15 protein-coding genes are annotated in these 13,515 nt (G+C 51.9%); 8 read left to right on the plus strand and 7 right to left on the minus strand.

Annotated elements, in window-relative coordinates; all coding sequences use genetic code 11:
- Positions 1 to 130 precede the first annotated feature (130 nt).
- Genes Q8L79_RS07360 through Q8L79_RS07370 form a run of 3 tightly spaced genes read left to right on the plus strand, consistent with a single transcriptional unit; the run spans position 131 to position 2,474 of the window.
- Positions 131 to 826, plus strand: coding sequence for a phosphoribosyltransferase (locus Q8L79_RS07360; protein ID WP_305269659.1), 696 nt, complete (start codon positions 131 to 133; stop codon positions 824 to 826).
- Complete coding sequence (locus Q8L79_RS07365; RefSeq protein WP_305269661.1) at positions 823 to 1,491, plus strand: dienelactone hydrolase family protein; 669 nt, start codon at positions 823 to 825, stop codon at positions 1,489 to 1,491. The genes Q8L79_RS07360 and Q8L79_RS07365 overlap by 4 nt, the downstream gene beginning before the upstream one ends.
- Positions 1,488 to 2,474, plus strand: a complete 987-nt coding sequence (locus tag Q8L79_RS07370; protein ID WP_305269663.1) for a ribose-phosphate pyrophosphokinase — start codon at positions 1,488 to 1,490, stop codon at positions 2,472 to 2,474. The genes Q8L79_RS07365 and Q8L79_RS07370 overlap by 4 nt, the downstream gene beginning before the upstream one ends.
- A gap of 130 nt (positions 2,475 to 2,604) precedes the next feature.
- Here Q8L79_RS07370 and Q8L79_RS07375 read toward each other — a convergent pair whose 3' ends face one another.
- Positions 2,605 to 3,615 carry a hypothetical protein gene (locus Q8L79_RS07375; protein ID WP_305269665.1) on the minus strand — a complete coding sequence of 337 codons (1,011 nt, stop codon included), beginning with the start codon at positions 3,613 to 3,615 and terminating at the stop codon, positions 2,605 to 2,607.
- Between the two features lie 295 nt (positions 3,616 to 3,910).
- Here Q8L79_RS07375 and Q8L79_RS07380 point away from each other — a divergent pair, with 295 nt between their 5' ends.
- Positions 3,911 to 4,645 (plus strand): phosphoadenylyl-sulfate reductase, encoded by a 735-nt coding sequence (locus tag Q8L79_RS07380; protein ID WP_305269668.1) that lies wholly within the window; start codon positions 3,911 to 3,913, stop codon positions 4,643 to 4,645.
- 197 nt (positions 4,646 to 4,842) lie between these two features.
- Here the strand turns inward: Q8L79_RS07380 and Q8L79_RS07385 are convergent, their stop codons facing one another.
- The 3 genes from Q8L79_RS07385 to Q8L79_RS07395 all read right to left on the minus strand — a co-directional run bounded on the left by Q8L79_RS07385 (position 4,843) and on the right by Q8L79_RS07395 (position 7,112).
- The gene (locus Q8L79_RS07385) at positions 4,843 to 5,376 is read right to left on the minus strand and encodes a transposase (protein WP_305269670.1); all 534 of its coding nucleotides are present in this window, start codon (positions 5,374 to 5,376) and stop codon (positions 4,843 to 4,845) included.
- Between the two features lie 141 nt (positions 5,377 to 5,517).
- Positions 5,518 to 5,871: a hypothetical protein gene (locus tag Q8L79_RS07390; RefSeq protein ID WP_305269673.1), complete on the minus strand. Its 354-nt coding sequence runs from the start codon at positions 5,869 to 5,871 to the stop codon at positions 5,518 to 5,520.
- A 191-nt stretch (positions 5,872 to 6,062) separates the two neighbouring features.
- On the minus strand, positions 6,063 to 7,112 hold the full coding sequence (locus Q8L79_RS07395; protein WP_305269676.1) for a permease: 1,050 nt from the start codon (positions 7,110 to 7,112) through the stop codon (positions 6,063 to 6,065).
- A gap of 54 nt (positions 7,113 to 7,166) precedes the next feature.
- On the opposite strand from Q8L79_RS07395, the gene Q8L79_RS07400 reads away from it, so the two are divergent.
- Complete coding sequence (locus Q8L79_RS07400) at positions 7,167 to 7,514, plus strand: hypothetical protein (protein WP_305269678.1); 348 nt, start codon at positions 7,167 to 7,169, stop codon at positions 7,512 to 7,514.
- Between the two features lie 102 nt (positions 7,515 to 7,616).
- On the opposite strand, the gene Q8L79_RS07405 is transcribed toward Q8L79_RS07400, so the two are convergent.
- Complete coding sequence (locus Q8L79_RS07405; RefSeq protein ID WP_305269680.1) at positions 7,617 to 8,951, minus strand: nicotinate phosphoribosyltransferase; 1,335 nt, start codon at positions 8,949 to 8,951, stop codon at positions 7,617 to 7,619.
- Entirely contained in the window at positions 8,951 to 9,589 is a 639-nt protein-coding gene (locus Q8L79_RS07410; RefSeq protein WP_305269682.1) for an isochorismatase family protein, read from the minus strand. The genes Q8L79_RS07405 and Q8L79_RS07410 overlap by 1 nt, the downstream gene beginning before the upstream one ends.
- Before the next feature lie 342 nt (positions 9,590 to 9,931).
- Here Q8L79_RS07410 and Q8L79_RS07415 point away from each other — a divergent pair, with 342 nt between their 5' ends.
- From Q8L79_RS07415 to Q8L79_RS07425, 3 genes are all read left to right on the plus strand, one after another.
- On the plus strand, positions 9,932 to 11,131 hold the full coding sequence (locus tag Q8L79_RS07415) for an NAD-dependent formate dehydrogenase (protein WP_305269684.1): 1,200 nt from the start codon (positions 9,932 to 9,934) through the stop codon (positions 11,129 to 11,131).
- A gap of 127 nt (positions 11,132 to 11,258) precedes the next feature.
- Entirely contained in the window at positions 11,259 to 12,116 is an 858-nt protein-coding gene (locus tag Q8L79_RS07420; RefSeq protein ID WP_305269687.1) for a pirin family protein, read from the plus strand.
- Between the two features lie 48 nt (positions 12,117 to 12,164).
- The gene (locus Q8L79_RS07425) at positions 12,165 to 12,428 is read left to right on the plus strand and encodes a hypothetical protein (RefSeq protein ID WP_305269689.1); all 264 of its coding nucleotides are present in this window, start codon (positions 12,165 to 12,167) and stop codon (positions 12,426 to 12,428) included.
- Here Q8L79_RS07425 and wrbA read toward each other — a convergent pair.
- Entirely contained in the window at positions 12,420 to 13,022 is a 603-nt protein-coding gene (gene wrbA, locus Q8L79_RS07430; RefSeq protein ID WP_305269692.1) for an NAD(P)H:quinone oxidoreductase, read from the minus strand. The genes Q8L79_RS07425 and wrbA overlap by 9 nt on opposite strands.
- Between the last annotated feature and the right edge of the window lie 493 nt (positions 13,023 to 13,515).

A 13,515-nucleotide genomic window follows, 5' to 3' on the forward strand; every position in this document is an offset into this window, starting at 1 on the left:
TGACGCTTATTTTATAAGATGAGCGCACAACATAAATTTGTAAAGCGACGCGGTAAGTATTTACCAGTATTCATTGTATGAATAGATCGGTATATGATTTATTCAAGCTTATAGAAAGGGTGCGATGCGTATGAGCAAGAAAACCGTCTTGAAACTGCCGTTTGAAAACCGAATCCAGGCCGGACACTTGCTGGGACAGGCGCTGGCTCGATATGCGAAGCGTCCTGACGTGATCGTCCTCGCCCTGCCCCGTGGCGGAGTTCCGGTGGGGTTCGAGGTCGCCCGGAGCATCGACGCGCAGTTGGACATCATGTTGGTGCGCAAACTGGGAACGCCCGGACAGGAGGAGTTGGCTATGGGCGCAATCGCCAGCGGCGGCGTGTGCGTGCTGAATGCCGATATAGTAGCGGCTATCGATATCAGCCAAGAGACCATCGAGGCTGTCGCCGCAACAGAGCGGCAAGAATTGAGGCGACGCGAACAGGCTTATCGAGGACACCAGCCTCCTCCCGGAATAGAGAATCGCCATGTGATTTTGGTGGACGACGGCCTGGCCACCGGGGCGAGCATGCTGGCCGCAGTGGCCGCCCTGAAGCAACAGAAGCCCGCGTCTATCGTGGTCGCCGTACCCGTGGCCCCAACCGAGACGGTGCAGCGACTGCAAGAGGAAGCCGACGACGTGGTCTGCTTGGCAACGCCCGCGCCATTTTTGTCCGTCGGCTGTTGGTACCGCGAGTTTCCGCAAATCAGCGACGATGAAGTCAAGTCTCTTTTGGCACGTGCCTGGACCCAAAAACCACCCCCTAAACTTAACGGAAAGCCATGACTAATCCCGAACCTGCAACGCCTATCGACATCAGCATGGCATTTAAAGACTTCTCTCTTCCCGGCCTCCTCGCTGTTCCTGAGCATGCAAAGGGCCTTGTGGTATTCGCTCACGGCAGCGGCAGCAGTCGGTTCAGCCGACGTAACCGTTTCGTAGCGGAAACCTTGAACGAAGCGGGGATTGCCACATTAGTCTTTGATCTCTTGACTGCGGAGGAGGAAGACATCGATCAGTACACGCGCGAACTTCGCTTTGATATCCCTTTATTGACCGATAGGCTGATCGGTGTAATCGACTGGGTGAGCCTGAACGAAGCGATATCCGTGTTTCCGATCGGGTTGTTCGGAGCCAGCACCGGCGCGGCCGCGGCTCTGGTTGCCGCCGCTTGCCGCGCCGACAAGGTCGCCGCCGTGGTTTCGCGCGGCGGGCGACCGGATCTGGCCTTGGACCATCTTGCGAAGGTTAAGGCGCCTACCCTGTTGATTGTGGGCGGGGATGATGAAATCGTGATTGATCTTAATCGCCAGGCAGCCAATCAACTGCCGGTTGAGCATCGCCTGGAGATCATTCCCGGCGCCACTCACCTGTTTGAAGAAGCAGGCAAACTGGAACAGGTAGCAGGTCTTGCCCGCGACTGGTTCCTGAACTATTTTTCGGATTTATGAGTCTCGACGCGATCCGGCTGTTTGCACTGAGTGAAAGCCGGGCACTCGGGGAAAGTATCGGCATCGCCCTCGGTTCGCCGCTGAGCGCACACGAAGAAAGAGACTTTGAAGACGGTGAACATAAGACGCGTCCCCTGGAAAACGTGCGAGGTTGCGATGTGTTCGTGATCCAATCGCTGTACAGCGAGCCAGGCTTAAGCGTCAACGACAAGCTTTGCCGCCTGCTGTTTTTTATCGGCGCTCTAAAAGATGCGTCGGCCCAATCGGTAACCGCCGTCCTGCCCTATCTGGGTTACGCGCGCAAGGACAGAAAAACCAAAGCGCGAGATCCAGTCACCACCCGCTATGTGGCGCAACTGCTGGAGGCCGTGGGCATTGATCGGGTGGTGACTCTCGACGTGCATAATCTCGCCGCTTTTCAAAACGCTTTTCGTTGTCCGGCGGATCATCTGGAAGCCGGGAATCTGTTTGTCAGGCATTTTTCAGAACGGCTTAAAGACCTTGAGGTGGTCGTGGTTTCGCCCGACGTTGGCGGAGTCAAACGGGCGGAACAGTTTCGAGAAGCTTTGAGCCGGCACCTGAACAGACCGGCAGGCAGCGCTTTCATGGAAAAGCAGCGTAGCGCCGGAATCGTCAGCGGCGAAGCCTTGGTCGGCGACGTAAAAGGAAAAACAGCCATCATCATCGACGACATGATCAGCACCGGCGGCACGATCTCGCGGACTGCGCATGCCTGCCGAAAACAAAGCGCACAAAGTGTTCATGCCGCCGCATCCCACGGCATTTTCGTGGGCAACGCCAATCAAGTCGTGGCCGATCCCGCTTTGGACAGCCTCATGATCACCAACACGCTGCCGCCATTCCGGCTCGATCCGGAACTCGTACGCAACCGGCTGACGGTGCTGGATGTAGCGCCGCTGTTTGCGGACGCCATCCGACGCATTCATAACGGCGGTTCCATCGTAGAGCTTTTGGGAGAGTAGAGGCCTACGTGACTGTGAAAGAATTCGTGTTTAGCACGCTTGCCGGAAACGCTTATTCTCGCTAATGCCCCAAAAGCCTTATTCCGGCCAGACTGCCATTAAGCCTAAATGTCGCGGGCGCGGCCCGCTCCTACGGTGTCATGGATGCTACGCGTAGAAATCGCTCTGCCAAATCGAGATAGGTTTGAGCGAGGCCAAGCCAACGCTGATGATCCTGTACCTGATGATCCGCAATGTGCCATACCGCGATCTTGGCGCGCAAACAAGCGCGGAAAGCCTTGTAAAATCCTATTAGCTCAACAGGACAGGCATCTCCGGCTGCTTCGCCGTAATACCCTAAAATCTCCTCGCCGATGTGGGCCGCACCGAGACGCTCGCATTCCATGGACAGATAAGCCAGTTCATCCACAGGATCGAGGATACGGAACTCCCGGTTAAACTCCAGGCAATCGATAATCACCGGCGGGGCTGTCAAACAGATGTGCTGCGGCCTGAGGTCGCCATGCGCATCGATGATGCGCCCGTCCCGCGCCCGCTGTTCAAGAAGCCCACCCTGTTCTGCCAGAAATTGCCTTTGTGCAGCGGCGAGGCGGTCCACCTGCGCCTTCGGCAACGCATACCGGTTAGCGCTCAACTCGATCAGATTACTCTGAATGTCTTCCTCAAAGCGCCGCCGGTACTCTGTCGGACTAATCAGTAAGGGAACAGAATGTCGATAGAAGTCGGTCAGCACCTGACTGAGCTTTCGCATGTCCCCGGCATCGACCGTTCCTTTACGGATTACGGCGTCAAGCATGCGCCCGGCGGGCAGACGGTGCATCTGCACCAGCCAATCCAACGTCTGACCGTCGCCGCCGAGCTGCAAGCCGCCATCTTCTCGTATCGTGAGCGGCACAGTGCCGAGATAAACTTGCCCGGCTAACCGCCTGTTGAGGTTGACCTCCCATTCGCAGTCTTTTTGTCTGGCCTCTACGGTGCTGAAATCCAGAAACTCATACCGGACCGGCTTCTTCAGCTTGTAGACAAGACGCTCAGTCAGAAAAACCCAGGACATATGGGTTTCGATGACTTCGACGCGCTTCGGCCTGTCCGGATAGATATCCGGTTGCCTGAGAAAGGCGATCTTTTCTTCGATATGCATAGTATACGTTTCCTGTAAACGGCAGTTCAGTCACAGAGCCCCCGACTGAATCAACGCGCCACAGACGGAAAGCTGTCATCGTTGAATTCTACTTGATTAAGACGGCAGCTATCTATTATTCCCGTCAATGGACTCATTCATTATCTCGATAAGTGCCTTGCTTCAAAATTCCCTCGCGAGAGAATTCAGTGCTGGATCGTGAACATAGATGGAGCAATTCTGATCGACAATCTGCTGTAAATCCATTAACTTAATTACAGTGGTGCTTTGCACCCCCCTTATTGGGAGGAAAATTATGACAACCCTCGATATTAGGCAATTACAAACTGACCTGAGCCATAAAAACCCGCGCGTCATCCTTAAAAAAGCGCTTGAGCTGTTTGATAATATTGCCATTGCTTTCAGCGGTTCTGAAGATGTGGCGCTGATCGATATGGCGGTCAAACTCAGAAAAGACATCCAGGTTTTTTCCTTGGATACCGGACGCTTGCATCCCGAAACCTACCGCTTCATAGAAAAAGTCAGAAAACATTACCAGATAGACATTGAAATATTATCGCCGGACAAAGACCTGCTCGATAACCTGGTAAAAAAGAAAGGCCTGTTCAGCTTTTATGTGGACGGCCATCACGAATGCTGCGGCATCCGCAAAGTCGAGTCATTAAAACGCAAACTGCCTCAATTGGATGCCTGGATTACCGGCCAACGCAAAGATCAAAGCCCGGATACCCGGCAGTCTATTCCTGAAGTGCAAATAGACGGCGAATTTTCCACCGCCGGACAGCCATTGATTAAATTCAACCCGCTAGTCAATTGGAGCCTGACGCAAGTCTGGGATTATATTGAAGCCTATCAGGTTCCTTATAACGAACTGCATGAAAAAGGCTTTACCAGCATAAGCTGCGAACCCTGCACCCGCGCTATTTTGCCTCATGAACATGAAAGAGCCGGCCGCTGGTGGTGGGAAGCGGGAACTCAAAAAGAATGCGGGCTGCATGCCGGAAATGTAAAAGATAACGGTACTTCCTGACACTGATTTGTAAAACTCCGGACTTGATCTGACAATTGCCAAGATTAGTCTCAACTGTATCAGACATTGACTGTCTTAGTTTGCCCCTTTTGAGATATTCGGATCTGGATTTAAGCTTCCCGAAACCTGTCATTTCCGCTGGTTCCCAAGCTCCAGCTTGGGAACCCAGTCTCGGAAGCTCCAGCTTCCCGAGCAACTCACCACGACCGAATCACCTCAATCAAACCGTCTTGACCGGCATAATTACGCGCACTGGAATAACGCCAATGTTCCGGCTGATCCACGTAGCCCCGCTTTACGGGATTGTGATGAATGTAATCCAGCTTTTGACGCATAACCACCTCAGGTTCGATGATTTGCGGATGATTGCCTTCTTCCCAAACCTGATAAGTGGTCTCCTGCTTATGGGCGCGTTTAAAAAACGCCAGCAACTCCAACAGCTTGACCGAGCGGCGTTGTTCCAGATGCGCGATGATTTGCTTCGCCGTGTAGGATTTAAAACGCTGCATGTCATGGCTCAAATTTTCCGATGCGGCGATAAGATGCAGATGGTTTTCAAGGATGACATAACCATATAGTTGAAAGCCTGCGTCCCGCTGTAAAAAACGCCAAGAATCCAGAATGATGTTCATGGTTTCAGGGCGGGTAAACAACGGTAGCCAGTGGTTTATCGTTGCAGTCAGGAAATGTGGGCACGGGTCGAATTGGACGCGGTAGCGGCTTCTGGGCATTGTTGTGCTCCTTTGTGGTGAGAGTAGACGGGAAGCTGGAGCTTCCACGACTGGGTTCCCAAGCTGGAGCTTGGGAACCAGCGGAAATGTCGGGCAACGAAAAACTCTTGCCCGATCTGCTGGGCTAATCCAACCACGCGATTAATGTTTGTGTAGCTGTAAACGAAAATTCCTATGATCTAAAGGCAATAAATAAAAATGTGGCGGTTTATTTTTAGACCAAGGCAAAGTGAAATTTTTTTGTAACCAGTCATGAATAACCCTTTCCCCGTTGGAATTGTCGATATGTGGACATTTTTTCCAGAAACCAGGTTTAAGTTTGAATTCGTGAAATTGACCGTCTATCTCGACATTGATTGTTTCCCATTCTTGCTTAAAGTGCTGTTTCCTGTTTTTAACGCCAATATGGATACCGTTTTCACCTGTCCGTGCGCTTACTTCCATCATTGCTCTCTCTAATATTAACCATTTTAACAATTGCAAATTATCAGGCACTTTGAATCCATTAGTCTAATTCCAAAATCTGTTATCTCTGATTCGAGCAACTTCAAAATACACAAACATTAGAGAAAATAATATGACCAGCTGGTTTTGGCACACTGCTGCTATTCGCGACAGTCAGCACTTCGAGCCATGACGAACGGCCACTCAGAAGTTGCGTTGTTAAGTCTGTGGGTTCTTTTACGTTAAAATACGATCATCGCGATAAGTCCGCCGGCAATGCCTGAAAGCACAACGCCGGCCACAATCACGAGACGGGTTCGCAAACTAAAGATGCGGCTGAGCATGGCCAGCGAAGGCAGGCTAACAGCCGGTAGCGTCATAATGAGCGCCCCGGCAGGGCCCGCGCCCATACCCAAAGCGAACATTGCTTGCACAATGGGTACCTCTCCGGCAGTGGGTATGACGAACAGCGTACCGGCTACCGCCATTGCAACGATCCAGAATACCCCATCATGAGCGCCAAGCACCGGGAAAAGCCAAGCCCTTGCGGCTCCAAGCAGAAGTACGAGAATAAGATACTCGGGTAAGAGTTTGATCGCGAGGGCCATGAATTCCCGGCCCCAGCGTGTCAGAAGGCTGTCGTTTAAGGCCTCAGCCTCGGGCGACAAATCCTGTTCGAGCGAAACAGCTTCACGCTGGTCGCCATAACGCTCTGCTAAATAAGCAACCCCAAACACCATTGCAATGCCTAACAAAACCCTGAACAGAGCCCACCCCCAGCCCAGCACGAACCCCATGAATATCAGAGTCGCAGGATTCAGCACCGGGTTTGATATCCACCAAGACACCACACTACCAACCGATGCGCGGCTTTGGCGCATGCCCGCAGCCACGGGGGCAGCGCAACAGGTGCACATCATGCAGGGAATGGCAAAAAGGCTACCTAGTGCGACGCTCTTGAAGCCTAGCCTGCCAAGCGCCGCGCTCACCCACTGAGTCGGCAGAAGCACCTTGATGCCGGAACCCAGAATGAGTCCTAGAAGAAGCGCCTTCCAGATTGCTTTGCTATAGGCTATGGCGTAGTCCACAGCCGCGTTCCATGATACAGGCGGAGCAGAGACGGAATTCCCCGAAAGAATCGAATCGCCTATGAAATGATGACTCTGGGCGAGGAAGGCCTTAGCGTAATAGGGCATCCATTTAACATAGGCGAATCCGACAATGGCCACGAGGGTAAAAATCATCGTCCCGGCAAAAGGAAACAGGCGTTTTTCGTTCGTTCTAGCTTGCATGGAAAATTCTTCGCTTAAAGGCAGTATTCGCAATTATGATCATGGCTCGAAATTATGGCTACCCATTTAAGCCGGGACAGTTTTAAGGTGGTGGCTGGGAACGCCAAGCCCCCGCTTGGCGAGTGTCTGCAATTATCAACATTGCCGAGCTGGGGCTCGGCGTTCCCGGTTATTTGTAGTGTGTCCCGTCTTAAGTTGGTAGCCGAAATTATAAGCTATTGGCTGAACACGCGGAAATGGCGCATTGGAGCAGTTATGGAACCCGAAGTTGGTAAAGAGACGCAAAGCCCTCTCCAGCGGGATGCCTACATGGATGTAGGTAGTAGAGCACCAACAGTAGGTGCTTTAGGCGAAGCAAAAGAAAGTAACTCGCCTTCGGGTGCGAGAACCCGATTCAAATAACCGTCGCGCTAGCGACACCTTAACGTTAAATAGTATAAATCCAACTAACTGCTTAACATCAGAACTGATTTTGAACCTGATATCAAAACACCATAAGGGCTTTCAGCCTGTGTTTCGTTCATCCACTATTTTCGCCAGCGCTTGCAGTTCGGCAGAAATGATCACCGGGTATTCCGGAGTATTGCTCAATTGACGCAATGGCAGCGATAAACCGTTTAATTGGCATCGAGCGTATTCTCTGGCCTCTATAAGCGTAGGCTGCCCTGCTACAGTCTTTCCGCCCTGCATAACCAAGTGCAGTAACGGTTGGCCTGCGCAAGGTGCATTGTCAACGGTAACGGTATCGCCGGACATAACGCCGTTATTATCATAGTTGCGATAAACCTGTTTGCGTCCGGGCCAGGTCGCTTTTCCCTCCGAGCGCTTGCGTCTGGCAATTCCGGCATATTCCTGCAATTTATAGGCACAGTCGAGATAAGGCGCATCGGCTGAGGTATCCAACTGCGTACCGACACCGAAGCCGTCAATCGGGGCTTGCCCAGCCATCAATTCTGCAAGTTTATATTCATCGATATTGCCGCTGGCAAAGAGGGTTGCATCGTTAAGGCCGCCGCGGTCAAGAATTATCCTGACTTTTCGGGCATGATCGGCCAAATCGCCGCTATCCAGACGAACGCCCTTGATTTTTATGCCTTGCGCATGCAGTGCGGCCGCCAGATCGACTACTTTTTGCGCAGCTGCTTCGGTATCGTAAGTGTCTATCAAAAACACGACATTATCGGGATTGGCCTCTGCAAAATGGATAAAAGCCTGGCTTTCGCTACGGTGTGTTTGGATAAAAGAATGCGCCATCGTACCAAAAATGGGGATGCCAAAATGCAGCCCGGCCGCTACCGTCGCTGAACCGGCAAACCCCGCCAAATAACTTGCCCGGGCTGCCAATAGCGCGGCTTCACTGCCGTGCGCCCGGCGCATGCCGAAATCAACCAGCAGCTTGTCCGGCGCGATCAATACCGAGCGCGCGGCTTTAGAGGCAATCAAGGTCTGAAAATGCAATAGATTAATAATCCTGCTTTCGATCAATTGCGCTTCGGGAAGCGGCGCGGTAATGCGCAATAACGGTTCGTTTTGAAAAAACACCGTGCCTTCAGGCATCGCATGAACGTCGCCGGTAAATTTCAATGTCGCAAGCCGTTCAAGCATGGCCGGTTTGAATCGCCCGGTACTTGCCAGCCATTCAATTTCATCCGAAGAAAATTGTAAGTGCTCCAGATAAGTTAAAACCTGAGCCAAACCTGCCGCGACCAGATAGCCTCTATTTTTAGGCAGTTTCCTGATAAAAAATTCGAAGACGGCGAGCTCTTCCATGTTCTGTTGGTAATAGCCCTGAAGCATGGTTAGCTGATAGAGATCGGTAAGCAGGGCGTTATTGGGCATTATTTGATCATAGCCAAGGTAACCGGTATCGCACCATGCTGAATCATTTCGTTTATGGCGTTTTCCCCATCCTGCCGCCTAACATTAATGGCGCGTATGGCATCTGTTAATAACACCACCTTGTAATGGTGGCTGAGCGCATCGCGCACTGTATTTAAAACGCAATAATCGGTAGCCAATCCGCCGATGAATAAACGGCGGACACCGGCATTATCCAGCTGCTCCTTGAATGTCCGGTTTGTGAAACCCGAATAGCCATCCTGTTCAACATCGGTACCTTTGGAAATAACCAAAGCAGAAACCGGTAAATGCAAATCGGCTGAGAACTCTGCACCTTTGGAATCGGCAACGCAGTGTTCCGGCCAAGGACCGCCTTGCTGAATAAATGAGCAATGGTTAGCAGGATGCCAGTCGCGGATTGCAAATACAGGCAATTGACGATGGCTGAATTGACCAATATAGCGGTTCAAGACGGGTATGATCTGCTCGCCTTCCGGCACAGCCAGCCTGCCGCCGGACAGGAAATCATTTTGAATATCGCTGATTAATAAGGCATCACCCTTGCCTAGCTCGATTTGATCAGTGCTTTTTCGTTTGCTGGTCATAAGCGACTCATCCCGTTCTGTGAATTGGGTCATGAAAGGCTCGCCCATCAGCTAAACAGCCTCGATTCCATTACGCCGGTGACTATCGGCGGGAACCAAGGACATATTTCCTGTTTACCGATAATTTACCTGTCGATAAAAATTTATAACATACCAATAAAATCAATAGTATCGGTATCACCACCTATATCAATAGGCGCTTTAGCTTGCCGGTTAATGATTCCGGCGCTTAATAAGCCTGTTGCCCTGCCCGATTAAACGCCCGTAGGTATTTCTGCATATTGTACTAATGCTTTGTTTTTTCTAACCTGTAGTAGCTTCTTCCATTACAGATGTTGATTCTTTACGATAAAACCATCATTAAGGTAGAAAAAAATGGCTAAAATTATTTGCGTACTTTACGACGATCCGATTGACGGCTATCCGCAAGCCTATGCCCGCGACTCGATACCGAAGATCAAGGCTTATCCCGACGGTCAAACCGCGCCCACTCCCAAATCCATCGACTTCATTCCCGGCCAGATGCTGGGCAGTGTTTCCGGTGAACTGGGTTTGCGCAGTTATCTGGAAAGCCAGGGCCATACGCTGGTGGTGACTTCCGACAAAGACGGCGAAAACTCGCGTCTGGATCAGGAGTTGCACGATGCCGACATCGTCATCTCCCAACCGTTCTGGCCTGCCTATCTGACTGCGGAACGCATCGCCAAAGCCCCGAAATTGAAGCTGGCACTGACCGCAGGCATCGGTTCAGACCATGTCGACTTGCAGGCGGCAATGGCAAATAATATTACCGTTGCCGAAATCACCTACTGCAACAGTATCAGCGTCGCCGAACATGTGGTGATGATGATTTTAAGTCTGGTGCGCAACTACATTCCGTCCTACCAGTGGGTCGTAAAAGGCGGCTGGAACATCGCCGACTGCGTGGCGCGTTCCTACGATCTGGAAGGCATGGAAGTCGGCACCGTCGCCGCCGGTCGCATCGGTCTGGCGGTGCTGCGGCGCTTAAAACCGTTCGACGTCATACTGCATTACACCGACCGCCACCGTTTGCCGACTGAGGTCGAGCAGGAACTCAATCTGATCTGGCACCCCAGCGTTGAATCGATGGTGCGGGTTTGCGATGTAGTGACCATCAATTGCCCGTTACACCCGGAAACCGAACACATGTTCGATGATGCTATGCTGGACAAAATGAAGCGCGGCGCTTACATCATCAACACCGCCCGCGGCAAAATCTGCGACCGTGACGCCATCGCCCGCGCTTTGGAAAGCGGTCGGCTGTCGGGTTATGCGGGCGATGTCTGGTTCCCGCAACCGGCACCGAAAGATCACCCGTGGCGGAGCATGCCGCATCACGGCATGACGCCGCATATTTCCGGCACCAGCCTGTCCGCGCAAGCCCGCTATGCTGCCGGTGTGCGGGAGGTATTGGAATGCTGGTTCGAAGGCCGACCGATCCGCAACGAGTATCTGGTGGTCGATGCCGGTAAACTGGCCGGAGTCGGCGCTCATTCCTACAGCGAAGGCGACACCACCGGCGGCTCCGAAGAAGCGGCCAAGTTCAAGCTTTAGCGATGCTCATCAATAAACGGGAAAGAACACGGATCAGGCGGATTTAAAACGGATTTGATCGATGTAAAATCCTCAATGGATAGAGCGTGCCGTGCGCGTTCTATTATCAAATTACAGGAGTAAAGCGATGAAACAGTTACATCGAATCACCCATACCGATCACTCTCACTGGGTAGGAGACGGTTTTCCGGTGCGTACGCTGTTTTCCTACAATACGCCGGACGCCGAAGTAAGTCCGTTCCTGATGCTGGATTATGCAGGCCCTTTCGAATTTCCGCCTGCATCGAAACCCAGAGGAGTCGGCATGCATCCGCATCGTGGCTTTGAGACCGTTACCCTGCTTTATCAAGGTGAAGTCGAACATCATGATACCGCAGGCCATGGCGGCCTGATCGGCCCCGGCGATGTGCAATGGATGACGGCGGCAAAAGGTCTTCTGCATGAAGAGATGCATTCCGCCGCTTTTACCCGGCAAGGCGGCGCCTTTGAAGCGATACAGCTTTGGGTCAACCTGCCCGCTCAATATAAGATGATTGCGCCGCACTATCAGTCCATCACTTACGGCCGGATTCCGGTAGTAAAGCTGGATGACAAAGGCAGTATCCTCCGAATAATCGCAGGACACTATCAAGGCATTAAAGGGCCTGCGAACACCTATACTCCGATTAACTTATGGGAGCTGCGCTTGCTGGCAGAGCAAACTGTTGAACTTGATTTTCCCGAAGATTACACCACGCTGCTGTTTGCCTTGAAAGGCAGTGTAAAGATCAATAATTCAGCGACAATGGGCGATGCCGAGCTGGCTTTTTTTGAACAAAAAGGCAAAACGATCACCCTGACTGCACTTAAAGACACCACTATGCTGGTCATGAACGGAGCACCGATTGACGAACCGATAGCCGGTTACGGACCGTTTGTGATGAACACCCAGGAAGAGATCCGACAAGCCATTGAAGATTTCGACAGCGGACGCTTTAAGTCATAGCTAATCCGGTCCGCTCAATTGAATCCGTATTTTATTAAGTCCTCTCACATGCATAACGGATTATTTGAACCGCGAGACCTGAAATATGGTCGATATGTTCTTTACGTAGCGTTGCCGCTGGTATTAAGCGGCTGCAATCCGGAAAAACAGTGGGAGCTGCACACAATTACCGGTTATCTGCGGGATTTGCGTTTCTCACTGATGCCTGACGCCCAGCAAGCCGTTACCGATCAAACCTGTCGCAGCTCTAACCGCACCCGCCTGTTGTTGTCATACTGGATATCGGACATGCAATGGGCTTGGCTAGGCTGATTGCTTCTCGGCTATTTTTGCCACGTGGGCTCCCTGGAAACGGGCGATTTTTAATTCGTTCTCTGACGGTTGGCGGCTATTATCGACTCCAGCAAGGGCACCCGCTCCGTAGGGCGAGCCGCCGGTGATTTCATTCATGTTCATAATCTCCTGGCAGGAATAGGGAACGCCCACGATGATCATGCCGTGATGCAACAAGGTCGAGTGAAACGAGGTGATCGTGGTTTCCTGCCCGCCATGCTGTGTGGACGTGCACGTGAACACGCTGCCGACCTTGCCTATCAAGCTGCCGTTCACCCACAGCTTGCCGGTCCGGTCGAGAAAATTGCGCATCTGCGCGCACATGTTGCCGAAGCGTGTCGGCGTGCCAAACATAATAGCGTCGTATTCGGGCAACTCGTCCACCGTCGCGATCGGCGACGCCTGATCGAGCTTGGCGCCGGCCTTTCGCGCCACCTCTTCAGGTACCAGATCGGGCACGCGCTTGATAATGACATCGGTGCCTTCGGCGCTGCGCGCACCTTCAGCCACCGCTTGGGCCATGGTTTCGATGTGACCGTACATGCTGTAGTAAAGAACGAGAATTTTTGCCATGTTGTATCTCCTCATTGATAAAGTCTTTACAAATGAGACATTCCTGAGCCGAATCAAAAGCCATGGATCAGCGCCTGAAAATTTATAACATGCGGGTAAAATAGAGAATATTCGTACCACTACCTATCAATATCAATGTCTTTCGGGCAATTGTTCGATCTGAGCGAAAGATGGCTATTAACCGGTCTCGGGATGGACTCATTACTGGAAACCACCTCAGGAATGAGCATGAAACAATTTGAACAACTCGCGGCGTAAGTTTTCAGCGGGAGTGCAAGCTTTGCTTGCGCTTGCAGGCAAAGCCTGCACTCCAGCTATTGGCAACTTGCTCAAGTTATTTCCTGATTAGCAAGATGCTTCAGCTAGCGCCAAAAAACTCGTCATTCTGGCAGGGATGCCGGAATCCAGTCACATGGATGTGAGACTATGGCTTGGCATCAAGCCTAAATCATGCCACAGCGGTATCGGAAAGTTACCATCCCTGGCTCTGGAT

Origin of the sequence: Methylobacter sp. (genome assembly GCF_030680395.1) — a bacterium.
Taxonomy (GTDB): domain Bacteria; phylum Pseudomonadota; class Gammaproteobacteria; order Methylococcales; family Methylomonadaceae; genus Methylobacter_A.

Excerpts from the sequence above, each read along its gene's own strand:
- Q8L79_RS07360 (WP_305269659.1), top strand. The coding sequence starts at position 131 with ATGAGCAAGAAAACCGTCTTGAAACTGCCGTTTGAAAACCGAATCCAG.
- Q8L79_RS07365 (WP_305269661.1), top strand. The coding sequence starts at position 823 with ATGACTAATCCCGAACCTGCAACGCCTATCGACATCAGCATGGCATTT.
- Q8L79_RS07370 (WP_305269663.1), top strand. The coding sequence starts at position 1,488 with ATGAGTCTCGACGCGATCCGGCTGTTTGCACTGAGTGAAAGCCGGGCA.
- Q8L79_RS07375 (WP_305269665.1), bottom strand. The coding sequence starts at position 3,615 with ATGCATATCGAAGAAAAGATCGCCTTTCTCAGGCAACCGGATATCTAT.
- Q8L79_RS07380 (WP_305269668.1), top strand. The coding sequence starts at position 3,911 with ATGACAACCCTCGATATTAGGCAATTACAAACTGACCTGAGCCATAAA.
- Q8L79_RS07385 (WP_305269670.1), bottom strand. The coding sequence starts at position 5,376 with ATGCCCAGAAGCCGCTACCGCGTCCAATTCGACCCGTGCCCACATTTC.
- Q8L79_RS07395 (WP_305269676.1), bottom strand. The coding sequence starts at position 7,112 with ATGCAAGCTAGAACGAACGAAAAACGCCTGTTTCCTTTTGCCGGGACG.
- Q8L79_RS07400 (WP_305269678.1), top strand. The coding sequence starts at position 7,167 with ATGGCTACCCATTTAAGCCGGGACAGTTTTAAGGTGGTGGCTGGGAAC.
- Q8L79_RS07405 (WP_305269680.1), bottom strand. The coding sequence starts at position 8,951 with ATGCCCAATAACGCCCTGCTTACCGATCTCTATCAGCTAACCATGCTT.
- Q8L79_RS07410 (WP_305269682.1), bottom strand. The coding sequence starts at position 9,589 with ATGACCCAATTCACAGAACGGGATGAGTCGCTTATGACCAGCAAACGA.
- Q8L79_RS07415 (WP_305269684.1), top strand. The coding sequence starts at position 9,932 with ATGGCTAAAATTATTTGCGTACTTTACGACGATCCGATTGACGGCTAT.
- Q8L79_RS07420 (WP_305269687.1), top strand. The coding sequence starts at position 11,259 with ATGAAACAGTTACATCGAATCACCCATACCGATCACTCTCACTGGGTA.
- Q8L79_RS07425 (WP_305269689.1), top strand. The coding sequence starts at position 12,165 with ATGCATAACGGATTATTTGAACCGCGAGACCTGAAATATGGTCGATAT.
- wrbA (WP_305269692.1), bottom strand. The coding sequence starts at position 13,022 with ATGGCAAAAATTCTCGTTCTTTACTACAGCATGTACGGTCACATCGAA.